Source organism: Nocardia sp. NPDC003693, from assembly GCF_053981095.1.
The window spans coordinates 1-23,085 of sequence record NZ_JBSFNO010000042.1 but is presented as its reverse complement, the minus strand read 5'-3'; the positions used below and the strand labels follow the sequence as shown (position 1 = coordinate 23,085).

Annotated in this window: 24 protein-coding genes; 10 read left to right on the top strand and 14 right to left on the bottom strand. The window is 69.3% G+C overall.

The features are described from left to right. Window positions 1-214: 214 nt before the first annotated feature. Both ACWDOP_RS32385 and ACWDOP_RS32380 read right to left on the bottom strand, forming a co-directional pair. Window positions 215-1,018: a hypothetical protein gene (locus ACWDOP_RS32385; protein WP_454204199.1), complete on the bottom strand. Its 804-nt coding sequence runs from the start codon at window positions 1,016-1,018 to the stop codon at window positions 215-217. Window positions 1,019-1,090: 72 nt separating this feature from the next. Then, the gene (locus ACWDOP_RS32380; RefSeq protein ID WP_456348094.1) at window positions 1,091-1,918 is read right to left on the bottom strand and encodes a DUF3097 domain-containing protein; all 828 of its coding nucleotides are present in this window, start codon (window positions 1,916-1,918) and stop codon (window positions 1,091-1,093) included. A 282-nt stretch (window positions 1,919-2,200) separates the two neighbouring features. On the opposite strand from ACWDOP_RS32380, the gene ACWDOP_RS32375 reads away from it, so the two are divergent. Next, complete coding sequence (locus ACWDOP_RS32375; protein WP_456348093.1) at window positions 2,201-2,632, top strand: NfeD family protein; 432 nt, start codon at window positions 2,201-2,203, stop codon at window positions 2,630-2,632. After that, window positions 2,633-3,946 (top strand): SPFH domain-containing protein, encoded by a 1,314-nt coding sequence (locus tag ACWDOP_RS32370; RefSeq protein WP_456348092.1) that lies wholly within the window; start codon window positions 2,633-2,635, stop codon window positions 3,944-3,946. It begins immediately after the preceding gene. A 204-nt stretch (window positions 3,947-4,150) separates the two neighbouring features. On the opposite strand, the gene ACWDOP_RS32365 is transcribed toward ACWDOP_RS32370, so the two are convergent. From ACWDOP_RS32365 to ACWDOP_RS32340, 6 genes are all read right to left on the bottom strand, one after another. Next, a complete protein-coding gene (locus ACWDOP_RS32365; RefSeq protein ID WP_456348091.1) occupies window positions 4,151-5,137 on the bottom strand; it encodes a TauD/TfdA dioxygenase family protein in 987 nt (328 codons plus the stop codon). 65 nt (window positions 5,138-5,202) lie between these two features. Next, window positions 5,203-6,546, bottom strand: a complete 1,344-nt coding sequence (locus ACWDOP_RS32360) for an LLM class flavin-dependent oxidoreductase (protein WP_454204204.1) — start codon at window positions 6,544-6,546, stop codon at window positions 5,203-5,205. 39 nt (window positions 6,547-6,585) lie between these two features. After that, complete coding sequence (locus ACWDOP_RS32355; protein WP_456348090.1) at window positions 6,586-7,473, bottom strand: ABC transporter permease; 888 nt, start codon at window positions 7,471-7,473, stop codon at window positions 6,586-6,588. Continuing rightward, complete coding sequence (locus tag ACWDOP_RS32350; protein ID WP_454204206.1) at window positions 7,466-8,302, bottom strand: ABC transporter ATP-binding protein; 837 nt, start codon at window positions 8,300-8,302, stop codon at window positions 7,466-7,468. Before ACWDOP_RS32350 ends, ACWDOP_RS32355 begins: the two co-directional genes overlap by 8 nt. After that, entirely contained in the window at window positions 8,299-9,381 is a 1,083-nt protein-coding gene (locus ACWDOP_RS32345; protein ID WP_456348089.1) for an ABC transporter substrate-binding protein, read from the bottom strand. Before ACWDOP_RS32345 ends, ACWDOP_RS32350 begins: the two co-directional genes overlap by 4 nt. 230 nt (window positions 9,382-9,611) lie before the next feature. Then, window positions 9,612-10,418: an IclR family transcriptional regulator gene (locus ACWDOP_RS32340; protein WP_456348088.1), complete on the bottom strand. Its 807-nt coding sequence runs from the start codon at window positions 10,416-10,418 to the stop codon at window positions 9,612-9,614. A gap of 484 nt (window positions 10,419-10,902) precedes the next feature. Here ACWDOP_RS32340 and ACWDOP_RS32335 point away from each other — a divergent pair, with 484 nt between their 5' ends. Both ACWDOP_RS32335 and ACWDOP_RS32330 read left to right on the top strand, forming a co-directional pair. Further along, a complete protein-coding gene (locus ACWDOP_RS32335) occupies window positions 10,903-11,232 on the top strand; it encodes a transglycosylase family protein (RefSeq protein ID WP_454204209.1) in 330 nt (109 codons plus the stop codon). A 193-nt stretch (window positions 11,233-11,425) separates the two neighbouring features. Further along, on the top strand, window positions 11,426-11,896 hold the full coding sequence (locus ACWDOP_RS32330) for a flavodoxin family protein (protein WP_456348087.1): 471 nt from the start codon (window positions 11,426-11,428) through the stop codon (window positions 11,894-11,896). 51 nt (window positions 11,897-11,947) lie between these two features. Here ACWDOP_RS32330 and ACWDOP_RS32325 read toward each other — a convergent pair whose 3' ends face one another. The 3 genes from ACWDOP_RS32325 to ACWDOP_RS32315 form a co-directional block, all read right to left on the bottom strand. Further along, a complete protein-coding gene (locus tag ACWDOP_RS32325) occupies window positions 11,948-12,967 on the bottom strand; it encodes an ABC transporter substrate-binding protein (protein WP_456348086.1) in 1,020 nt (339 codons plus the stop codon). 113 nt (window positions 12,968-13,080) lie between these two features. Continuing rightward, window positions 13,081-14,340, bottom strand: a complete 1,260-nt coding sequence (locus tag ACWDOP_RS32320) for an MFS transporter (protein ID WP_456348085.1) — start codon at window positions 14,338-14,340, stop codon at window positions 13,081-13,083. Window positions 14,341-14,573: 233 nt separating this feature from the next. Then, on the bottom strand, window positions 14,574-14,969 hold the full coding sequence (locus ACWDOP_RS32315) for a nuclear transport factor 2 family protein (protein ID WP_454204213.1): 396 nt from the start codon (window positions 14,967-14,969) through the stop codon (window positions 14,574-14,576). Window positions 14,970-15,095: 126 nt separating this feature from the next. Here ACWDOP_RS32315 and ACWDOP_RS32310 point away from each other — a divergent pair, with 126 nt between their 5' ends. Continuing rightward, window positions 15,096-15,713, top strand: coding sequence for a TetR/AcrR family transcriptional regulator (locus tag ACWDOP_RS32310; RefSeq protein WP_454204214.1), 618 nt, complete (start codon window positions 15,096-15,098; stop codon window positions 15,711-15,713). Between the two features lie 10 nt (window positions 15,714-15,723). Here the strand turns inward: ACWDOP_RS32310 and ACWDOP_RS32305 are convergent, their stop codons facing one another. Beyond that, window positions 15,724-16,173, bottom strand: coding sequence for a MarR family transcriptional regulator (locus ACWDOP_RS32305; RefSeq protein WP_456348084.1), 450 nt, complete (start codon window positions 16,171-16,173; stop codon window positions 15,724-15,726). A gap of 46 nt (window positions 16,174-16,219) precedes the next feature. Between ACWDOP_RS32305 and ACWDOP_RS32300 the strand changes: the two genes are divergently transcribed. Beyond that, complete coding sequence (locus ACWDOP_RS32300) at window positions 16,220-17,086, top strand: SDR family NAD(P)-dependent oxidoreductase (protein WP_456348083.1); 867 nt, start codon at window positions 16,220-16,222, stop codon at window positions 17,084-17,086. 28 nt (window positions 17,087-17,114) lie between these two features. Here ACWDOP_RS32300 and ACWDOP_RS32295 read toward each other — a convergent pair whose 3' ends face one another. After that, window positions 17,115-17,819, bottom strand: a complete 705-nt coding sequence (locus ACWDOP_RS32295) for a nucleotidyltransferase domain-containing protein (RefSeq protein WP_456348082.1) — start codon at window positions 17,817-17,819, stop codon at window positions 17,115-17,117. Between the two features lie 168 nt (window positions 17,820-17,987). Between ACWDOP_RS32295 and ACWDOP_RS32290 the strand changes: the two genes are divergently transcribed. After that, window positions 17,988-18,140: a hypothetical protein gene (locus ACWDOP_RS32290; protein WP_456348081.1), complete on the top strand. Its 153-nt coding sequence runs from the start codon at window positions 17,988-17,990 to the stop codon at window positions 18,138-18,140. Here ACWDOP_RS32290 and ACWDOP_RS32285 read toward each other — a convergent pair whose 3' ends face one another. Continuing rightward, window positions 18,141-19,487 (bottom strand): hypothetical protein, encoded by a 1,347-nt coding sequence (locus ACWDOP_RS32285; protein ID WP_456348080.1) that lies wholly within the window; start codon window positions 19,485-19,487, stop codon window positions 18,141-18,143. Window positions 19,488-19,738: 251 nt separating this feature from the next. Between ACWDOP_RS32285 and ACWDOP_RS32280 the strand changes: the two genes are divergently transcribed. The 3 genes from ACWDOP_RS32280 to ACWDOP_RS32270 all read left to right on the top strand — a co-directional run bounded on the left by ACWDOP_RS32280 (window position 19,739) and on the right by ACWDOP_RS32270 (window position 22,772). Then, a complete protein-coding gene (locus ACWDOP_RS32280) occupies window positions 19,739-21,400 on the top strand; it encodes a bifunctional 3'-5' exonuclease/DNA polymerase (RefSeq protein ID WP_456348079.1) in 1,662 nt (553 codons plus the stop codon). Window positions 21,401-21,461: 61 nt separating this feature from the next. Next, window positions 21,462-22,178, top strand: coding sequence for a TVP38/TMEM64 family protein (locus ACWDOP_RS32275; protein ID WP_456348078.1), 717 nt, complete (start codon window positions 21,462-21,464; stop codon window positions 22,176-22,178). A gap of 57 nt (window positions 22,179-22,235) precedes the next feature. Continuing rightward, window positions 22,236-22,772 (top strand): putative immunity protein, encoded by a 537-nt coding sequence (locus tag ACWDOP_RS32270; protein WP_456348077.1) that lies wholly within the window; start codon window positions 22,236-22,238, stop codon window positions 22,770-22,772. The last annotated feature ends 313 nt before the right edge of the window (window positions 22,773-23,085 follow it).

Genomic DNA, 23,085 nt, shown 5'->3' with positions numbered 1-23,085 from the left:
TGTGACGGCGCGAGCTCGGACGACCACGTGGTGCCGTGGGAAGAATCTATGCGAGAAGCTGTGCGGTGACCCGTGGGCGAACTGCACCGCACCCGGTGTGGGGGCGAGCGGCCACCCGGCGCGGCGACGGCCCGGAACGCGGCAGCCGCGGCCTCGTCACCCGGCGGTGAGATGCGGAGCCGCCGGACCCCAGGTGGCCCGGCACGGACCGTCGCTAGCCGCGGGCGTGGACCGCGGCCAGGCGCGCCGCGCGGATCGCGTTCCAGAGCGGGCGCAGCAGGGACTCCTGAGCCGCGATGGCGGTGCCGGACACCGGGGCCGAGGCGGGTGCGCGTTCGGCGACGGTGAGGATGGCGGCCACCTGGTCGGCGGTGTCGAGGATGCGGCGGGCGCGCAGCGGAAGCGAATCGGGGTAGCCGTGCTGGGAGTAGGCGGCGAGTTCGTCCTCGATGAGATCGCGGGGGCTCGGGCCGTTGGAGTCGACGCGGGTGGTGTGCAACTGCTGCAGGGCGTCCGCGGCGTCGCGCACGGCCTGGCGCATGGTGTATTCGGCCTCGCCGAGCGGCATCTCGGGCTCGGTGGCGAAAGGGATGGGTGTGGTGTAGACCCGCCACTGCAGGGCGTCGTCGTCGGTCCATACCGGGACCAGGCCGGTGCCCCGGGTGCCGGGGGCGCCGACGTACAGCCCTTCGCCGGCTTCGGTTGCCGCGGCGGCGAATTCGGTGCCGACCGGCAGGCCGCGCACGTCGCCGGGAATCGGCAGCACCAGTCGGACCTGCGCCTCGGGGGAGGCGGTCGCCTCGCGAATCAGCTTGAGCAGCACCATGATTCCGGCGCCATCCGAGGTCTCGTCGTCGGCCCACGGTAACCCGGTGTGACCGCCGGTAACCGGGTCGCCCGCGGTCACGCTCTGCCGCGCGGCCCACAGGCGCAGCGCGTCCAGCACGTCATCGGGCGCGCTGCGGCCGGCGACCCAGGAACCGGCCCACACCGTCAATGTGGCACTCGGGCTACTCATGACTACGAGGATAACTGGCTGGCTACTACGCTTCGGTGCGGAAACCGAGGAGCGAGGGATCCGGACTTCGGGTTACTCCGGTTCGGTGACGAAATCGATGAGCCGTTCCACCGCGCCGATGAGCGGGGTCTCGAGATCGCGGAACGATTCGACCGAGTTGTAGACCCGGCGCCAGCCCTCCTGCGGGGTGCCCCATTTCAGGCGCCGGCAGATGCCGGTCTTCCAGTCCTCGCCGCGCGGAACCTCCGGCCACGCGGCGATGCCGACGGCGGCGGGCCGGACCGCCTGCCACACATCGATGTACGGGTGTCCGGTGACCAGCACGTGCGGTCCGAGGCCGGTGGTGAGCCCGGTCTCCTTCGAACCGGTCACGAGGTGATCGACGAGCACGCCCACGCGCGCGCCCGGCCCCGGCCGGAACTCGGTGAGCCGCGCGGCCAGGTGATCCAGGCCCTCGAGCTGTTCCACGACAACGCCCTCGACCCGCAGATCGTGCCCCCACACCCGCTCGACCAGAGCGGCGTCGTGCACGCCCTCGACCCAGATGCGGCTGGCCCGCGCGACCCGGGCCTTGTGGTCGACCACCCGGGTGGATCCGGAGGCGGAGCGCGTCGGCTGCTTCGGCGCGGCGGCGACCGGGCGCACCAGCGTCACCGGGCTGCCGTCGATGAGGAAGGCCGCCTCGCGCATGGCGAACAGGCGCACGCGCCGGGCCCGGTCCTCGAGTTTGACGAAGTCGCCGTCGTAGGTGCGGTCGAAACCCACTACCGCACCGCAGAATCCGGTAGCCGCGTCCTCCACCACCAGATCGCGTTCGGCCGCGACCTTCGGTATCTCGCGTTTGCGGTTCCGTGCGTGCCCGCTGAAGATGTCACCGCCGTAGCTGTCGCGCCCGCTCATCCGATCGACGGTACCGGTGCCCCGCCCGCCCGGCGGTGCTGCGACACGGTGCTTTGCGGGTGGGAATCGGTGAAATCCCTTGTGACATAGCGGACAAGCCGGGCGATTCATGCCGGATGCACATCGAATAGCGGTGTGGCGCAGCGTAAGTGCGGGGTGGCCGGCCGGCGGGTAGATCACCACCGCCCGGCCGGGTCACGGCGAGTTATCGGATCCGGGGGCCGGGGGTGCGAGGTTGTCGATCTCCGGCCGGGGCGCGCCGGAAGGTTTACTGTGGGTGATGTGGCCGCAATAGTGTGGCTGGTCGCGGGGCTACTCCTCGCGGCGGCCGAAATGCTCGTCGGAGAACTCACGCTGCTCATGCTGGGCGGCGCGGCGCTGGTCACGGCGGGGGTGAGCGCGCTTGCCGATACGAGCATCGTGGTCGACGCCGTGGTTTTCGGTGTCACCGCCGTCGCCCTGCTGCTGCTCGTCCGCCCGATGCTCCTGCGGCGCTACGCGAGTCCCCCCGCCACGCCCACCGGCATGGACGCGCTACCGGGGAAGTCCGCGAAGGTGCTCGAGACGGTGGACGAGCACGGCGGGCGAGTGAAGTTGGACGGTGACGTCTGGAGCGCGCGTCCTTTCGACGCGCAGGAGAGTTATCCGGAGGGAACCACCGTCTATGTCATGCGGGTCGATGGCGCGCACGTCGTCGTTTGGAAGGGGCCGTAAATGGCTGTCCTCATTGTCGCCCTGGTATTGATCCTGCTGGTCGTGGTGGTGATCTTCAAGTCGGTGGCGCTGGTGCCGCAGGCCGAGGCCGCCGTCATCGAACGGCTGGGTCGCTATTCGCGCACGGTCTCGGGTCAGCTGACCTTCCTGGTCCCGTTCGCCGACCGCGTCCGCGCCAAGGTGGATCTGCGCGAACGCGTGGTGTCCTTCCCGCCGCAGCCGGTCATCACCCAGGACAACCTGACGGTGCAGATCGACTCGGTGGTCTACTTCCAGGTCACCAGTCCGCAGGCCGCGGTGTACGAGATCAGCAATTACATTGCCGCCGTTGAGCAATTGACCATCACCACCTTGCGCAACGTCGTCGGTGGTATGACGCTCGAGGAAACCCTCACCTCGCGCGACCAGATCAACAGTCAGCTGCGCGGCGTGCTCGACGAGGCCACCGGCCGCTGGGGTCTGCGCGTCTCGCGCGTGGAGCTCAAGGCCATCGATCCGCCGCCGTCGATTCAGGAATCGATGGAGAAGCAGATGAAGGCGGATCGCGAGAAGCGCGCCATCATCCTCACCGCCGAGGGTCAGCGCGAGGCGTCCATCAAGACCGCCGAAGGTCAGAAGCAGGCCCAGATCCTGTCCGCCGAGGGTTCCAAGCAGGCCTCGATCCTCTCGGCCGAGGGTGAGCGGCAGTCGCGCATCCTGCGCGCCCAGGGTGAGCGGGCCGCCGCCTACCTGCAGGCCCAGGGCCAGGCCAAGGCCATCGAGAAGGTGTTCGCCGCGATCAAGAGCGGCAAACCGACCCCCGAGCTGCTGGCCTACCAGTACATGCAGACCCTGCCGCTGGTGGCCAAGGGCGATGCCAACAAGGTGTGGCTCGTCCCCAGCGATTTCGGCAAGGCCCTCGAGGGGTTCGCCCGCAACTTCGGCACCCAGGGCGAGGACGGCACCTTCCGCTACCAGCCCACCCCAGACGACACGGGATCCGAACGCCCCGAGGACGATTCCGACGAGGTGGCCGACTGGTTCGACACCGCCACCGACCCGGCCGCCGAACGCGCGGTGCGCGCCGCCGAAGCCGACGCCCGCGCCCCGGCCGACCCCACGGCCCTGCCCTCGACGTCCCGCCCCCGCGCCGACCACCCCAGCTTCCCGGATCCCGAGGCCCTCCCGCAACGCCACGACGCCCCGCCCCCGCAACAGCCCCTCCGCCGCCCGGAGGATCCCCAGCACCAGCCGCCACCCCACCGCCCCGAGCCCCCGCAGGGCGACGAGCGCTGGCAGCAGCCACCGCCCCCGCACCGCCCCCTGGGCCGCTAGCTCGCGCGTCCCAAGGCTCTCGAGCCGCCGCGTGGTGTGGCCGGGTAGCGCTAGCGCGCCCGCTTCGTTCGGCTTGCGCTGACCGATCGGCCGGCCCGTCCAGGCGGAAGAGCGGTGGCGGTGAGAGCGCCTGGATTCGGCGCACGCGGTCCCGGTATCGGAACGACTCCGGTACCGGGACCGCGGTCCCTCTGGGCCTGCGTGTCAGTCCGCGTCGCGCTCCGGCGCCACCGCGTTCCCCACGAACTTCGCCCCGCTGATCGAGCGCGACGGCTCACCGTCCACGCCGACCGGCACCTCGCCTTCCAGGGTGGTGCGGTACAGCACCCGGGTCACGTCGAGGTGGTTCAGGTCGCTCGGGGCCAGGTGCGCGGTCGCGCGGTTGTCCCAGAACGCGAGACTGCCCTGCTCCCAGCGGAATCGGACGGTGTACGCGGTGTCGGACAGTTCCGCGTACAGCAGCTCGAGCAGCGCGTCGCTCTGGCGGGGGCTCAACCCGACGATGCGCGTGGTGAAGCCGGGATTGACGAAGAGGATCTTCTCCCCGGTCACCGGGTGCACCCGGACCACCGGATGCTCGGTCACCAGCGGCGCCGCGGCCACCTTCTTGGCGTAGTCGCTCTCGGAATCCCAGGCCGGGTTCTTCCCGCCGAACCGGTGTTCGGCACGCAGCCCGTCCAGCAGCGACTTGAGCGAATCGGGCAGTCCGGCGTACACGGCGGCCAGATTCGTCCAGTGCGTGTCCCCGCCGCGCTCGGGCGCGATCTCCGCGCGCAGCAGCGAGGCCGCGGGCGGATTGATGAGCGGGGACACATCGGTGTGCCAGTGGTTGGTGTAGCTGAACTTGCGCACCCCGAAACGCTTTTCGTACAGCCGGCTGTCGACGGCCAGGATCTCCGGGTACTCGGTCGGCGCGTCATCGTCGTAGGGATGGGAGGGGGTGACCGCGCCGAACCGGCGCGAGAACGCGATCTGCTCGGCGTGCCCGATCCGCTGATCCCGGAAGAACAGCACCTTGTACTCGTACAGCGCCGCGGTGAGTTCGGCGATCTGCGCGTCGGTGAACTCGGTCCGCAGATCGATGTCGGTCACCTCCGCGCCGATGTGCCCGGCGACGGGAACGACGCGGAAGGTCCCGGCGGTGCCGGTGGCGCCGGTGTCGGTGACGGTGGGTTCGGAGACAGTGGTCATGATCGTGCCCTTCGTTCTCGAAAAAGATTGGGGGACATGCGTTGTGCGCATGCCCCCCGGTACTGCTAGGCGGTGGCCTGAATGTCGGTTCGTGCGGCGAACTGGCTGTCCACGGGCTCGAGCCCGTAGTGCCCGCGCAGCGTGGTGGCGGTGTACTCGGTGCGGAAGAGCCCGCGCTCCTGCAGGATCGGCACCACCTTGTCCACGAAGTCCTCGAGCCCGCCCGGCAGGTACGGCGGCATGATGTTGAAGCCGTCCGCCGCGCCCTGCTCGAACCAGGCCTGCAGGTCGTCCGCGATCTGCTCGGGCGTGCCGGCCAGGGTCCGGTGCCCGCGCCCGCCGCCGAGCTTGCCGATGAGCTGGCGCACAGTCAGCTCCTCCTTCTCGGCGAGCTCCTTGACCAGCGTGAATCGGCTCTTGCCGCCCTCGATCTCGCTCTCGTCCGGCAGCGGCGGCAGCGGTGCGTCGAGCGCGTGTTCGGTGAGATCCACACCCAGCAGCGTGGAGAGCTGGCGCAGCGCGTAGTCGGGGGAGATGAGGTCGGTGAACTCCTGCTCGAGCGCGCGGGCCTGCTCTTCGGTGTCCGCGATGAACGGCACCAGGCCGGGCAGCACCTTGAGCTCGTCGGCCGAACGCCCGTACTTGGTCAGGCGTGCCTTGAGATCGCGGTAGAACGCCTGCCCCTCCTCGATGGTGCGCTGCGCGGTGAACACGGCCTCGGCGTAGCGGGCGGCGAATTCCTTACCGCTCTCCGACGATCCGGCCTGCACCAGCAGCGGCCGTCCCTGCGGGCTGCGCGGGGAGTTCAGCGGCCCGCGCACCTGGAAACGATCACCGCGGTAGTCGATGGTGTGCACCTTGTCCGGGTCGGCGAACACCCCGGCCTCGGGATCGAGCACGATCGCGCCGTCCTCCCAGCTGTCCCACAGCTGGATGGCCACGTCCACGAACTCCTGGGCGCGCTCGTAGCGCCGGGCGTGCTCGGGAATCGAGTCGTAGCCGAAGTTGAACGCCTCCTCCTCGTTGCCGGAGGTGACGATGTTCCAGCCGGCCCGCCCGGCGCTGATGTGATCGAGCGAGGCGAACTTGCGGGCCAGGTTGAACGGCTCGTTGTAGGTGGTCGAGGCGGTGGCGATGAGCCCGACGTGCTCGGTCGCGCTCGCGATGGCGGCCAGCAGGGTGACCGGCTCGAAGACCGCGAGGGTGTTGCGCTTGATCCGCGGGCCCACGGCCAGGCCGTCGGCGAAGAACACCGAATCCAGCCGTCCGCGTTCGGCGATGCGGCCCAGTTCCTGGAAGTGCTTGACGTCCAGCACCTGGTGTTCGCTGGTGCGCGGGTGCCGCCAGGCGGCCTCGTGATGGCCCACACCCATGAGGAAGGCATTGATGTGGAAGGGCTTGCGTGACATGAAGAGTGTTCCTCCGGAAGCGTTGTCGGGGGCGAAGGGTCAGTGATCGGCCTGCACGCGCCAGCGCGAGAGCCTGCGCTCGAGCAGCACGATCAGCCCGTTGAAGGTCAGACCCACCAGCGAGATGGCGACGATGCCGGCGTACATGGCCGGGATCTGGAAGTTCTGCTGCGCCGAGGTGATCAGGTAGCCCAGACCCGCTCGCGCCCCGACCATTTCGGCGGCGATCAGCACCAGGATCGAGGCCGAGGCCGCCATCCGGATACCGGTGAAGATGGCGGGCACCGCGGCGGGCAGCACCACCTTCGCGAACAGCGGAATAGGTGAGAATCCCAGCGAGACAGCGGATTTGATGAGCAGCGGATCGACCGTGCGCACACCGCTGATGGTGTTGAGCAGGATCGGGAAGAAGCTGGCGTAGACCACCAGCGCGACCTTGGAGGTCTCGCCGATGCCCAGGATGAGCACGAAGACCGGCAGCAGCGCGAGCGCGGCGGTGTTGCGGAAGAGCTCGAGGAACGGGCTCAGGAACTCCGCGACCGGCCGGTACCAGGCGATCGCGATGCCCACCGGCACCGCCGCGGACAGTGCGATGGCGAAGCCGACCAGCGACCGCGACAGGCTCGCGCCCACGTGCTCGGCCATCTGCCCGGAGCGGATCAGCTCCTGACCCGCGTCGACCACGGTCGTGAACGGCGGCAGGAATACCGGGTCGACGATGCCGACCCGGGGCGCGACCTCCCAGAACACCAGGAACAGCGCGATGACGACACTGGGCTTGAACACCCGCCACAGCAGGTGCGCGGCGGCGCGCGCCAGGCGGGTGGCGGTCTCGCGCCCGGTCGAACGGGCCGGGGTTCGCGGTGGCGCCGTCGTCTCCGGCTCGAAACGGACCGGGGTTTCGGCGATCTGGATCGCGCTAGACATGGGTGTTCCTCCGATCGGCTCCCGCGATGGCGGCCGCCTCGAGATCCTGTGCCCGCGCGACCTCGTCGTGCAGGAGCGACCAGATGTGATGGCGGACTTCCCGGAAGCGTTCGCTCGAGCGCACGTCCGGGTCGCCCGCGCGATCGAGGTCGATGTCGACGATGGCCTTGACCCGGCCGGGCCGCGAGGTGAGTACCGCTACCCGCTGGCCCAGGTACACGGCCTCGTCGATGCCGTGGGTGATGAACAGGATCGTCTTGCCGGTGGCCTGCCAGATTCGCAGCAGTTCGTCCTGCAGCGATTCGCGGGTCTGCGCGTCCAAGGCCGCGAACGGCTCGTCCATCAGCAGCACCTCCGGATCGAAGGCGAGGCTGCGCGCGATGGCCACGCGCTGCTTCATGCCGCCGGACAGCTCGTGCGGGTACCGGTCGCCGAACCCGCCGAGCCCGACCAGCTCGAGGTAGTGCTCGGCGATGGCGCGCCGCTCTTTACGTCGAATTCCCTTGGCCTCCAAGCCGAATTCGATATTGGTGCGGGCGGTGCGCCACGGCAGCAGCGCGTACTGCTGAAAGACGATGCCGCGATCCAGGCCCGGCCCGGTGATGGGCGAGCCGTCCAGCAGGATCTGTCCCGAGGTGGGCGAGCTCAGCCCGCCGAGCAGATCGAGCAGGGTGGATTTGCCCGAGCCGCTGGGGCCGACCAGGACCAGGAACTCCCCGTCCCGCACCTCGACGCTGATGTCCTCGAGGGCCGTGAACGACTCCCGGGTCCCGCGAATCGCGAATTCCTTGCGTACCTCGCTGAGTGCGAGCTTGACCGCGGTGCTCATTTCGCCGCCACCGCCTCACCGCTCGGCCCGCCGGTGGCGGGGTAGGTGCCGTTGCTGTACGGGTTGTACTCGTTGGTGAACAGGTCCTTGGCCGCGAACTTGTCCGCGGGGAGCTCACCGTTGCGCACGAGCCAGTCGAGCCAGACCTGGAATTCGCGCTCCTCGACCACAGCGCCCGGAATCGGGATGCCCGAGCTGCGCCAGTACTTCAGCAGCGCGACGTTCTCGTTGCGGCCGCGCTTGGCGATGATGTCCTCGAACTTCTTCAGCACCTCGTCGCGCGGGGTGAGCTGCAGCCAGCGGGTGGCGCGGGCGGTGCCCTGCACGAAGTCGGCGACCTCCGCCGAATGCTGTTCGACGTAGTCCTTGCGGAAAACGTAGGTGCCGTAGTCGAACTGGCCGAACAGATCCTTGTCGGTGTACAGCGGGTGGATGCCGCCGCGCTCGAGCGCGTTGTCCCGGAAGATCGAGCCGAGGGCCGCGACGTCGATCTGCCCGTTACGCAGCGCCTCCTCGGTATTGGCCGGCGGCAGGACCACCAGCTGCACCTGCTTGATCTCCGCCGCGCTCAGGCCCTGCCGGTGCAGCCATTCGCGGGTGACGAATTCATGATGCGCGCCAAGGGTATTGACGCCTACCTTCTTGCCGATCAGGTCACGCGCGGAGGTGATGGGCGAGCCGTCCTTCACGAAATACCCGGTGAAGGACTTGTCGTCGGCCCCGTAGGAACTCAGCACCGAGGTGACCGGCGCGCCGCCGGCGACGAGCTTGATGACCGCGCCGTTGAACGCGCTGCCGAATTCGATCTGCTTGGTGGCCGCGGCCTGGATGTTGGCCGGTCCGCTGGTGGTGTCGCCCTCCCAGTGCAGGCTGATCTTGCTGAAGTAGCCGAGGTCCGCGGCCAGCTCGAACGGCGTCACCTGGCCGGTCTGGCCCTGGTACCGCAGCACCGTCTTACCGTCGGCGGTGGTGGCGGATTCGGAGCCGCCGCAGGCGGTCACCGTCGTGAGGACGGCTGCCGCGGTGAGCGCGGCGGCCACGACGCGCAGCACGCGCGGTGGTCGGAGCGATGAGAACATGGGTGTTTCTTTCGGTGAATGCGGCTGTCGCGCGGGCTGTTTCGGGCGGGGCGATCAGGGCCGACAGGCACCGGGCGCCAGGCGCATGAGATCCACGGCCCGGCGGCGCGTGAGCGGGGTGTGCGAAGTCATTCCAAGCCCTAGGGGAGAGTGCGGAATCGGCGGATCGAATGGCACTCATCGTGCGGGCGGGCCGGTGGGGGAGCAACCGCCATTTCACGATGTGGAAATCAGCGTGATTCTAATTGCTGGTCGGAATCCATTGTGTCGCCGCCATTTTGGAAAAGCGGCCCGATCCGCCCGGCGGCGATGCGCATAGCCGGGACGATGCTGCGCACCAGATCGGCGTCCAGCCGGGCCGAGCGCGCCTGCACGGCCAGCGCCCCGTGCACGCGCCGATCCGAGCCGACGATGGGCACCGCGATGGCGCGGATCGGGTCGGCGGTGTCCAGGACCTGCGAGGCGAACCCGGTGCGCCGGACCCGGTCCAGATCCGAGTGCAGCAGCGTCGGGCGCCGGCGGTCCCGCCGCCGGGCGTCCTGTTCGGCGGCGCGCTCCTGTTCGGCCACCGTTCCGGTGGGTGCGTAGGCCAGCAGCGCGTGCCCGACCGCGCTCGCCCGCAGCGGCTGGCGGGCCCGGGGCACCTGGTTGTTGCAGAAGAGCACGGGCGGGCGGGCCTGGAAGACGGTGACGGCGTCGCGGTCCTCCATCACGCTCACGCTCACGGTGATGCGGATGCCGGCGGCCAGCGCGTACAGGTGCGGCGCCGCCGACTCCAGGCCGAGCCGGGCCAGGGCGGGCCGGGCCAGCGCGGCCAGGCCCTGTCCGACCCGGTAGCGGTCGGTCGTGGGGTCCTGTTCGAGCAGCCGGCCGCGCACCAGCGCCTGGGCGAGCCGGTGCGAGGTGCTCACGGGCAGATCCGCGAGCACCGCCAGTTCGCTCAGCGAGAGCTCGGGATCGTCGCCCTCGAAGCAGTTCAGGACCTGTACGGCACGGTCGACTGCGCGGGCGCCGGAGCGCGGTTCCTCGGGGCTCATGGTTCCTCCTGCGAGACCGAAACGGTGTCCCCAGCACTATTTACATGCTTCTGACCGGGGGCAATGGTTCCGTGCAGCCGGATTCCAGCAGGTCGGAAAGGGTATGCGACAACCCCGATAAAGCGACCGATCGTCCGAAAAGATTTCGAATTCGCGACCGGCGTCACGATTTTTCAGTGGTCTCGGTCACAATTTCGGGGGTAAATCCCGACCGTGTAATTAATACCGCGTCCGAATTGCGCTGCGAAAACGACGTGAGTAAGCACGAGTCCAATTTGTCAACCAGCTGTGATCGCCCCGTGATTAGTTGTGATTGTTCCGTTACCGTCGTTCTCGGCTCGGATCAACGCCAAGCCCGAACTCGAACCGCCGAACATCGGCAACCCCGTCCCGCGGTTCGCAGTGCCATCGACTTCCCTGGGGACGGGGACCCGCAGCACAAGCTCGGAGCGCGGGCCGGATGGGCGCAGGCCAGGAATCCCCTATGACTCGTAAGTTCAGCACCCGCATGCTCGTCGCCACCGCCGCCACCGGCATCCTCGCCGCCGTTCCGTTCGCGGTCGGCACCGCGACCGCCTCGGCCGCCTCGGGCAACTGGGACGCCGTCGCACAGTGCGAGAGCAGCGGCAACTGGGCCGCCAACACGGGCAACGGCTTCTACGGCGGCCTGCAGTTCACCCAGAGCACCTGGAACGCCTACGGTGGCCAGGGTAATGCCGCCAACGCCAGCCGCGAGGAGCAGATCCGCGTCGCGGAGAACGTGCTCGCCGGCCAGGGCGTCGGCGCGTGGCCGCACTGCGGCGCCTACCTCTAAGCAGGCGTCCGCCGGGCTCGGCCCGGTACCCGTACCATCGATGACCCCGTACCCCGCTGACGCGGTACGGGGTCATCGCCGTTTCCCGGCCGAGGTTGTGCTCGGGTCCGAACTGCTGAACGGTGGGGGAGGAGCTTCGCTACCGAAGCTCGCTGTACCGCAAGTGAGTTCGAGACAACTGGAGGGGAATCGTATGAAGGCCATCATCGTCTGTACGTCGGTCTCGCACGGCAACACCCGGCGGGTCGCCGACATCGCCGGGGAGGTCCTGGGCGCGCGGGTGGTCGCGCCCGGGCAGGTCGAGCCCGCCGAACTGGCCGGGTACGACCTGGTCGGCTTCGGCTCGGGGATCTTCCTGGGTAGGTTCCACGCCGACCTGCGCGGATTCATCGACGCGCTGCCGCAGCGCCCCGGCCGGGCGTTCGTCTTCGCCACCAGCGGCTTCGCCGACGCCGGACCGCAGCGCTTCTCACGGCCGCTGATCCGGCAGCTCGAGGGCAGGGGGTTCGAGGTGCTGGACACCTTCTCCTGCCGGGCCCACGACACCTACCTGCCGTTCAAGCTGGTCGGCGGCATCCGCAAGGGCCGGCCCGACACGGCGGACCTGGCCGCCGCGCGTGCCTTCGCCGAGGGCCTGCTGGCCCGGGTGAGCACGCCGTCCTGAGACGAACTCGGGCCCCGCGAGCGTTCGCGGGGCCCGAGTGTGCGGCACGGTCTACTTCGGGGCGTTCGGGTTGTACTCGTTCGTGTAGAGCTTGCGCACATCCAGCTCGCCGGTGACCGCGCCGGTGTCGCGCAGCCACGGCTCCCAGCGCTGGAAGTCGATATCGGTGATGACGCCGTTCGCCGACGGCACGCCCACCGACTGCCAGTACTTCACCGAGGAGGCGTCCTCACCGGATCGCTTGCGGTCGTTGATGATCTGCGTGAACTTCGCGATGACCTGATCGCGCGGGGTGGTCTTCTGCCATTCGATCGCCTTGGCGATGCCGCCCACGAACGCCTCGACTACCTCGGGATTCTTGGCGAGGAAGTCGTTGCGGAACACGTACTGCCCGCCGTTGAACGGGCCGAACTGCTCGAAATCGGTGAACACGGCACGCAATCCGCCGTTCGAGAGCGCGCGCTGCTGGAACTGGCCGCTCAGCCCCGCGACGTCGATCTGCCCGCGCCGGAGCGCGTCCTCGGTGTTCGGCGGCGGCAGCACCACCAGCTGCACCGAGCGGATCTGCTCCTCGCTGAGCCCGTTCTTCTTCAGCGCGGTGTGCACGTCCGCCTCGGCCTGCCCGCCGAGGGTGTTCACGCCGATCTTCTTGCCCAGCAGGTCGTTCGGCGTCCGAATGGGGCTGTCCTCGGGGACGTAGAAACCGGTGAAGGTCTTCTCGTCCGAGCCGTAGTAGTTGATCACCGCGGTGATCCCGGCGCCGGCCTGGGCGAGCTTGGCCACCGCGCCGCCGAACGCACCGCCGAAATCGACCTGGCCGGTCGCGGCGGACTGCACGTCCTGCGGCCCGCTGATGGTGTTGCCCTGCCATTCCAGCTTCACCTTGCCGTCGAAAAAGCCCAGATTCTCGGCCAATTCGGGGATGGTGACCTGTGAGGCCCAGCCCTGGTAGCGCAGCACCGGCACGCCGCCGTCCTCGCGGATATCCGATCCGCCGCCGCACGCGGTCACCAGCATCGACACCGTCACCGCGACCAGCGCGCTCGCCAGGAACCTTTTACGGGCCCTCATAGTGAAACCTTCCCTCGGTAATTCCGCATCGCCTATATCGCGGTGCGTTGAAAAGAGATTCGAGTACTCGCGACCGCCGGTCGATGGTTGGCGTCGCGGAGATTTCGAGAACGTCAACTCGTGCGGGCGGTTGCCCCGAACTGTTCGCCGGGAGATCGCCCCGCGCGCTGCGGCCACGGAATGTACACGGGGATATAGCGACCCATCGTCACCGCGCCGAGAATCGATATCGCGCCGATCGAGAGCACCGCCACCGCCAGCGGCGCGACGGCTACCAATCCACTGATCGCCAAGGGCCCCACGAAGAATCCGCAATCGTGCGTGAGTCGCCAGGCCGCCAGGAATTCGGCCCGGGTCGCCGCCGGGGCGACGTCCGCGCCGATGGTCATGATCACCCCGTTGCCGATGCCGTTGCCCACGCCCATGATGACCGCGGCCAGAGCCAGGGTGAACGCGGTATCGGTGAACGGCACCGCGAAGTACCCCAGACCCAGAATCACCAGCGACGGCACGGCGATGAAACGGCGGCCGTAGCGGTCCATCAAATGCCCGGCGGGATAGGCGCACAGCACATCCAGGCCCGCGCCGATGCCGTAGATCAGGCTGGCGGTGGCGGCGGTGGTGCCGAGGTGATCGGCCCACAGCGGCAGCACCGCCTCGCGCGAGGCCCGCGCCGCGCCCATCAGCAGCGATCCGGTGCCCAGGGTGAGCAGCAGCGTACGGTGCGCGCGCCCGATACCCAGCAGGGACTGCGGCGGTTGCGCGGTGTCGCGGCCCGCGGCCGATACCGGATCGGGCAGGCGTGCCATCAGATACCCCGCCAGGGCGATGGCCAGCAGTTGCACCACGAAACCGCCCCGGGTGCCCACCCCGAAGATCACCGCCGCGCCGAGGAACGGGCCAATGAAGAACCCCAGCCGCATGGCCCCGCCGAACAGCGACATCGCGCGCGCCCGGCGGTCGAAGGGAATCACCTCGGACAGGTAGCTCATGCGCGCCAGGCCCCAGATGGCATTGGAGAGCCCGACCACGATGAGCCCCGCGCACAGCACCGGCACGCTCGGCGCGAGCAGGCACAGCAGTACCCCGAGCACCCCCGCGGTGCTCGCCCCGACGATCGAAAGTCGTTCCCCGAGACGGGAAACCACCTGCCCCGCCGGGATGTCCCCGATGATCTGACCGAGCCCGACCAGCGCGACGGTCAACCCCGCCACGGCGGGGGAGGCGCCCAGATCCAGCGCGGTCAAGGTCATGACCGGCGCCGCGGCCCCCATTCCGACCCCGTACGCGGCGGCGGGCACGTACACGGTGAACAACAGCGGCCGCAGGGAACTCACCTCGGCCGGCTTCGCTTCCTGCGGGCAGGAAGTCACTCGACAACTCGACTACTGGCCGACACGACCCTCACGACCTTCGCATACTGGACGACAACAACATCGATCCACTCTGCGAACCGGTCCGGGGCGAATCAACACTCTTTCCACAGTGTGGAAATCACGCTGATCGCAATCCCCGCGCGGGGCCGGCCGTGCCCCGGGAACGGCGACCGGAGGTCCCGGTGGCGTGCGCCCGATCCGATCGCCGTTCGTGCAGCGCCCGATGGCCGTCAGGAGACCTCGGCGGGCGCCGTGAGCGCGGCCTGCATGGCCACGCCGTCGACGTACGAGTGCTTCTCCAGCACCGCGCCGTCGCGGACCACCACGAAGTCCGCGAGGTCGACATCGACCGCCGCCCCGGTGACCGAGGTGCCGCTCAGCTTCCACCGGACGACCCAGAAGTCTTCGCCGACGCGCAGATCGACCTGGGTGAAGGTGAGATCGGGGACCAGGGCGAACGTGCCCGCGGCCGAGGCCCGGATCTCCGCGCGCCCGCGGGCGGGTTCGCTGCCGGAGTGCAGGTGGAAAACCGAATCGGGAGTGTGCATTTCGGCGATGCGGTCGGGGTCGTGATCGGCCCAGCACGCGTGGTAACGCTCGAAGAGATCCTTGGTGGCATCGGACATGAGGGGAGTCCTTCTAAGATACAAACAGGATGACTGTATGTTCCCGGACTCGGGTGGCGCCGGTCAAGGGCCGAACCGCCTTGCGTCGAAACCGGATTCGGGCTTGCCCTAGACTTCGACGTCGCCATGAACCCTGACCGCCGCACCCAAGCCGAACGCTCGGCCGCCACCCGCGAGGCCGTGGTCCGCGCTGCCCGGGAGCTGTTCGGACAGCACGGCTACGGCGCGGTGAGCACGATCGCGGTCGCCGACGCGGCGGGTGTGAGCCGGGGCGCGCTCTATCACCAGTTCAGCGAGAAGCGCGAGCTCTTCGAGGCGGTGTTCGAGGATCTCGAACGAAGTCTGGTGCAGGTCATCGGCTCCGCGGTGGCGCGAGCGCGCGCGGCCGATCCGCTGGCCGGGCTCATCGTGGGCTGCCTGGCCTGGCTCGAGGCCTCCACCGCCCCGGAGGTGCGCCGGATCGCACTGCTCGACGGGCCCGCGGTGCTCGGCTGGAAGCTGTGGCGCGAGATCGAGTTGCGGCACACCATCGGCCTGGTGGAGAACGCGCTCGCCGGCGCCATGGCCGCGCGGCGCGTGCGCGAGCAGCCGGTGCGCCCGCTGGCCCTGATCATCGTCGGCGCGCTGGACGAGGCGGCGCAGTGCCTGGCCAACTCCGACGACATCGAGGCCGATACCCCCGCCATTCGCGCGGTGATCGAACAGCTGATCTCGGGGCTGGCGCTCGACCCGCGCGGTGAGTGAACCGCGTACGTCAGGACTCGGCGCGCGGCTCGGGATCGGCCGCCCCGATCAGGCCCGCGAGCTCGTCCAGTAGTTCCACCGCCCGCTTGCGCTGTGCCGGAGCCAGTTTCGGCAGTTCGGCCGCCAGTGCGGAGTCGATCGGCGCCCGGCCGCGGGTTTCGAAGACCTCGGTGACGATGACCGGATCGACGCTGACCAGCACGCGCCGCCCGTCACCGGGATCGGGCGCGGTGCGCAGCAGGCCGTCGGTGCGGTAGCGCGCCACGATGCGTGAGACCAGGGGCTGGGCGATCGCGGTTCGCTCGGTGATCTCGCGAATCGAGGAATGCGGGTGCAGCGCAACGTCTTCGATCACGGCGTACTCGCTCGGGGGAATGCGCCGCCTGCCGGTCGCGCCGGTCGCGGTGAAGGCGATGGAACGCAGGCGGCGTGCGATCAGGTGCAGGGTGGCGGCGTCCATGGCCGACAATTTACATCACTAGTTATATAAATTAGCATCGAATACCATGTACGGATTGGGCGAGCTCGCCACCCTGATCAAGAACGGTCTCGACACCCAGGTGAACCTGGACCGCCTGCGCCGCAAGCACACCCTCGACGACCGAGTGGCGGGCCGGACGGTGCTCATCACCGGCGCGTCCTCGGGTATCGGACGGGCCGCGGCCATTCGAATCGGCGCGGCGGGGGCGACCGTGGCGCTGGTCGCGCGCCGCGAGGCCGAACTGCGGGAGGTGGCCGAGCTCATCGAGTCCCAGGGTGGCAAGGCGGCCGTATACCCTTGCGATCTCAGCGATTTCGATGCCCTCGACGCCATGGTCGCCCAGGTGCTGGCCGATCACGGCGGCGTGGACATCCTGGTCAACAACGCCGGCCGGTCCATCCGGCGCCCGCTCGAGGAGTCCTACGACCGCTTCCACGACTACGAGCGGACCATGCGGATCAACTACTTCGCGCCCGTGCGGCTCATGCTCGCGGTGCTGCCGGGCATGCGCGCGCGGCGCTCCGGGCAGGTCGTCAGCGTGCTCTCGGTGGCCAACCTGTTCGGCGGCGCGGGGTACTCGGCGTATGTGGCCTCCAAGGCCGCGCTCGACTCGCTCACCTCGAACCTGCAGGTCGAAACGCACGCCGAGAACGTGCGCTTCACCTCGCTCTACATGCCGCTGGTGCGCACGCCCATGATCGCGCCCAACCCGCTGTACCGGGACGCGCTCGCCCTGACCCCCGAGCAGGGGGCGCAGGTCATCTGCGATGCCATCATCGACCGCCCGCGCCGGCTCGGGCCGCTACTGGGCAAACTCGTCTACTTCATGGACGCGATGTCCCCGCACCGCATGGACGCCATGCGGAACGGGCACTTCCAGCGCGGAATCTGACCGCCGCGGATCGGAGTCCGCGCTCGGCCTAGGCGGGCCAGGCGTCCAGATGCGCGCGGCGCAGGCGCTGCAGGAAATCCTCCAGCGGCGCCTCGTTCGGGCGCTGCGGCAGGGCCGGGGTGGCGGCGTCGAACTTCTCCTCGTACTCGGCCAGCAGCGCCTTGGCGGCGGCTTCCCCCGATTCGTCCATCATCTGCCGCCCGAACTCGAAATACGGTTCCGGATCGGGCAATCGGACCGGCAGGACGCCGGTCGAGTACAGCTCGTACCCCTGCCACAGCAGTCGCCGGCAGTGCCGGGCGTGCTTGGCCAGCCGCTTGTCCCCGAGCCCCTCGGTCTCGCGCCGGTGCAGCATCCTGCGGAACTGCGCCATCGCGTACCCGAAGTACGCGTCCCGAACCCGCTGCGCCGAAAGGAAATTCGACCGCAGCCCCACGAGCTCGGTCCCGAATTCGGTGGCCACGATGTACTCGTCCAGCCACAGCACCTCGGTGACCGTCGGGTTGCAGGCCAGGATCAGCCCCATGGCCTTACCGACCTCGTGGTAGGTGGCGTCCGCCCCGTCCCGCCCCAGCCGCGTCCCCTTGTCCCGCGCCGGCGGATGCAGTCCCAGAAAGGTCCCCGTCGGCGCGACATACACCCCGAGGTAGTCGACGTCGCTCGCCGGCGTGTTCAGCCCGTAAGCGAACGACCCGACAACCCCCTCCAACAACAGGTCACTACGCTCACCCATACCGAACCTCCCTCTCGAATGCCCCGAGTATCAACGCTCGCCGCGCGGAACGACACCGAATATCGGTGTGCGGCAGACTCGATGCCAACACCATCGCCACCGGCGGCATCCTCCAAGAGCGGTGCCGCGCACTACGCTGCGCGGACTTTTCCCGAACGGTGGCATCGGGTGATCGAGGAAGCGCTGCGCCTGCGGAACGGCGCGCGCTCGCACTACCGGAACCCGCTGACTCGGCGGCGGGACGTGCTCGCCTTCGGGCGCATGGCCATCGACGACGCGCACCGAATCCACGAGAGTCGTTCCACGGCAACCGATGTCTGACTACTCGGTGTCGGACCCGCGGGGTGTCGGGGTGCGCCACTGGCGCAACAGATAGATGCCCGCCGCGCAGCCGATCGCTATCGCCAGTGCGGCCCAGCCGGGGGCGGGTTCGGTGGGGAGGGAGGACAGGCGGTACCACTGGGGGGAATAGCTGACCCGGCCGAAGGAGCGGCCGCGCAGGCCCGCGGAGGCGGCGGGGACGAACAGCACGGCAATCGCCACGATCGCGCTGGTCGGGCGAATCGGGAGCGCCGAGGTGAGGCTGTAGCCGCCGATGAGGCCGATGGCCACCACTCCGAACACCGCACCGGGGACGGTCGCGCCCACGGTCAGGGCGAGTAGCGCCGCCGTCGCCGACAGCGCGGCCGACGCCGCGACCGCCGCGTAGGGGTGCGGGCGGCGCCAGCCGGCGATGAGTCCCGAGGCGGTCGCCACGACGATCAGCGGATCGGCCCACCACGGGCGCGGCAGGGTCACCACGGCGCTCGCCGCGGTGGAGAAGGCGACCATGAGCAGCACCAGAATGCCGTCGCGACCGGGCAGGAGCAGGGCCGAGATCATCGAGCCCACCAGCACCAGGGCGATCGCCATGACGATGACGCTCGAGCGTTGACCGCTGTCCGCGAGCCAGCGCGAGGCGATCGCTATCGAGAGCACCGCCACGACCGCCGAGAAGATGGGCGCGAGGGGTGAGATGAGAACCGGACCGGGCAGCGGGGTCACGTGCCCGCGCACCAGGGCCGTTCCCGCGATCAGCGCGAGCGACAGCACGATCAGCCACAGCGGCGGCGCACCCCCGAGCATGCCCTCGAACTCGTTGGCCGGACCCGTCACGGCCGGGGACTGCACCAGATCACCCATGATGTTCGAGGCCAGACAGCCGAACAGGTACGCGCCCGCGGCGACCGCCTGGTTCCACACCACCGGCAGCAGACTGCCGATGATCACACCCGCCCAGAGCGAATCGATGAAATTGAAAGTGGTCAGCGAATCGATATCGACCCAGGGCAGACCCGCGTGATTGGCGAGAATGCCGAGCATCGCCACCGTCGTGGCGAGCCAGGCGATGCGGCTGCTGCTGAGGCTGACGATCGCGGCCGTGGCCAGCACCGCCACCATCGCACCCGCCTCCATCGCGCGCGGCACGCTGCGAATCATGAGATCGACCTGCTGCGGTTCGGCGTCGAACCAGCCGGTGCTGATGGGCATCATGATCGCGATCCCGGCCGTGGCCGTCGCCGTGCATATCGCCGCGAGCCGGATCAGGTCCCGCCAGCCTCCCGCCCGGACCCAGGCGGTGAAGTCCGCGGGACCGTACTGTCCCGCGCGGATGCCGGCCGAACTCACCGGCTCACGCGGGTCGGGGCTGGGGGTTGGCAACCATGATGTGCCACGGTAACTACCCGAACCGGGAGCCGTCCACCTGCGTGTTCACTCGCGTTTCGTCGCGAATGACGCGCTGATCTGCGGCAACGCCGGTTGTGTTTGCCAACCTTTTGTCCGAATGGCTACTGATTCGCAACCTCGAGCCGCGCCGGGCCGGTGACACGATGCCGGGTTCACCGGCGATGTCGGTGCCCGCTGAAAGACTCCTGATCATGCGATGGGCCGTGGCGCGAACGAGCGAGGGTGGTGCGCGGCTGTGTCCACTCGGCCCGGACGGGCGGCCCGCCGGGCCCATCCTGGAGGAACCATCGCTGGCCGCGGCGGTGTCATCCCGGCCGGAGGTGGCGCGCTGGGTATGGCGCTCCACCGCCGACATCTACCGGCACCTGCTCGCGGCCGGCGTCCGCGTCGACCGGTGCTACGACGTCGAGGCCGCGGAATCGCTGCTGATCGGCCACGAACAGGGGCAATCCGGGCAGGCCCGATCCCTGGCGGCGGCCTGGGCGCGACTGCACGATCTCCCGGTGCCCGCCGACGCGCCGGTGCGAGCCGCCGACACACAGCCCTCGCTGTTCGAATCCGGCCCGACCCCACTGCCTTCGGGAACGGACGAGTTCACCGCCCTGCTGGAGGTGTACGCCGGCCAGGTCGCCCGCACCGCCCGCGCCGAATTCCCGGACCGCATGCGACTGTTGCTGGCCGCCGAATCGGCGGGCATGCTCGTCGCCGCCGAAATGTCCCGCGCGGGCATACCCTGGCGAGCCGACGTGCATCGCGAACTACTGGAAGAGATGCTGGGCGAACGCCTTTCGGGCAACTCGGAACCGCGGCGCATGGCGGAACTGGCCGAGGAGGTCTCGCTAGCCTTCGACCAGGGCGTCCGAGTGCGCCCCGATCTGCCCGCCGACATCATCAAGGCGTTCAATCGCGCGGGAATCCTGCTGACCTCCACCCGCAAATGGGAACTGAGCGAAATCGACCATCCCGCGGTCGAACCGCTGCTGGCCTACAAATCGCTGTACCGGCTGTACACCGCGCACGGCTGGTCCTGGCTCGATCAGTGGGTGCGGGACGGGCGCTTCCGGCCCGAATACCTACCCGGCGGAACCGTAACCGGCCGCTGGACCACCAACGGCGGTGGCGCACTGCAGATTCCGAAGGTGGTGCGGCGCGCCATCCGCGCCGATCCGGGCTGGACACTGGTGGTCGCGGACGCCGATCAGATGGAACCGCGCGTGCTGGCGGCGATTTCGCGCGATGCTGGACTCATGGAGGTGGCCGGGCGCGGGGAAGACCTGTACGCGGATCTGGCCGCACGCGCCTTCGGCGGGGATCGGGCGCAGGCCAAGATCGCCATGCTGGGTGCGATCTACGGGCAGACATCGGGGGACGCGCTCACCCACATGGCCGAACTGCGACGCCGATACCCGGCCGCGGTGGCCTACGTGGACGATGCCGCGACCGCCGGTGAACAGGGCAGGCTGGTGCGAACCTGGTTCGGCCGCACCAGCTCTCCCACCGCGACCGGCACGGACGACGCCGATCCGGTGGGGGAGAACGGCCGATACGGCAGCCAGGCGCGCGCCCGAGGTCGCTTCACCCGGAACTTCGTGGTGCAGGGCAGCGCCGCGGACTGGATGCTCCTCGTACTCGCGGGCCTGCGGCACGCCCTGAGTCAGGCCGGACTGCGCGCGGAGCTGGTGTTCTTCCAGCACGACGAAGTCATCGTGCACTGCCCCGCCGAGGAAGCGACCGCGGTGGCGGAGGCCATCGCGACCGCCGCTGCCACCGCCGGGCGCATCGCCTTCGGGCCCACGCCGGTGCGATTTCCCTTCACCACCGCCATCGTGGAGTGCTACGGCGACGCCAAATGACGTGGTGAGTGGACAGCCCGATTCGCACCCGAATTCCGCATACGGCAGGGTTGCACCCATCATGACCGACATCGACGATCCCATTCCGGCCCGCCGCTGGCGGCCCGCCGTACGCCTGGGCCTGTGCGTGGCGTTCCTGCTGGGCATGTTCTACCTCGTCGCCATCGCGCGCGTGATCGATGTCGAAGCCGTGCGCGACGCGGTCGATGCGACGGGCCCGGCAGCGCCCTTCGTCTACGCGGTGGTGGCCGCCCTGCTCGGCGCACTGCTGGTGCCGGGACCGATCCTGGCCGGTGGCAGCGGAATCCTCTTCGGGCCCTTGGTCGGAACCTTCGTCACCCTGAGTGCCACGGTGGGCACGGCCGTCACCTCGGCATTCCTCGGCCGCCGCGCCGGGCGCGCGAGTGCCCGCGAACTACTCGGAGCCGAACGAGCGGACCGCCTGGACGGGCATATCGAACGGCGCGGCCTGTGGGCGGTGGTCGGCCAGCGCTTCATTCCCGGCGCTCCCGATGCCCTGTCCTCCTATGCCTTCGGTGCACTCGGAATTCCGCTGTGGCAGATGGCGGCCGGTGCCTTCATCGGCTCGGCGCCGCGCGCCTTCGTCTATACCGCACTCGGGGCATCCATCGGCGATCTCTCGGCGCCACTGGCCTATACGGCCATCGCGGTCTGGTGCGTGGTCGCGATCATCGGGGCATTCGCCGCCCATCGCGGTTATCGGGGTTGGCGCAGTTCCCGCGCCGAATCGAGCGCGAAAGCCGGCGGACTCGAGTGAATACCACTCCTGCGCAATATTTCTGGTTGGTAGGGAGCGATATAGGAGGATATTCCCATGGCGGACTCCCTGACCTTTGACCTGACCCTCCCCGAACTACGCGAGGTCACCGCCTTCGCGGCCGCCTGCGCAACCCCCGCACTGCCGCTGTTCGAGCAGTTCTTTCCCGATGACGATCGCCCCCGAGCCGCTCTCGCCGCGGCCGCGGAATTCGCCGCCGGCGCCAAACGCGGCAAAATCCTGCGCGACACATCCTGGGCCGCCCACAAGGCCGCCCAGGAAGCACGCGACGCGGGCCACCAATCCGCCAGCGACGCCGCCCGCGCGGCCGCCCACGCCGCGGGCGCCGCCTACCTCCACCCCCTCCCGAACCCCACCCAGGTCAAACACATCCTCGGCGCCGCCGCCCACGCCGCCCGCGCCTTCGAACTCACGTCGGATGCCGCCGCTCCCTCCGCAGATGAGTACCTCGCCACCGCCGCCGCCCTGGCAACCCCGACCGTCCTCTCGGTCCTGCGCCGCTACCCGCCATCCCCGCCGAGCGGTGGCCGGATCGGCGAGCTGCTCCGCAACCTGGATACCGCACTGCGCTGAGCGAGGCGGCGGTTGGGCGCTCTGCAGGGGAAAGGACGCCTGGATGACGGAGTACCGGCGGGGGCACGTCGGGAGACTCGACTGGGGTTGGGTGCCCTACCGGGGAAAGGACGCCTGGATAACGGAGTAACAGCCGGGGCGGGTTGGGTGCCTCGACTGCGGTTCCGGCCCTTCCAGGCCGATCAACGGGATCGAAGCCGTCGGATGCGTGGCCGAGTTTCCAACCCCGGGCCGGGTGTAGCACGTCTCCGATATCGAGCAGCACATCTGGACCTACAACGGGGTGCCCGGATGCCGGCTCGAGCTGACCTGG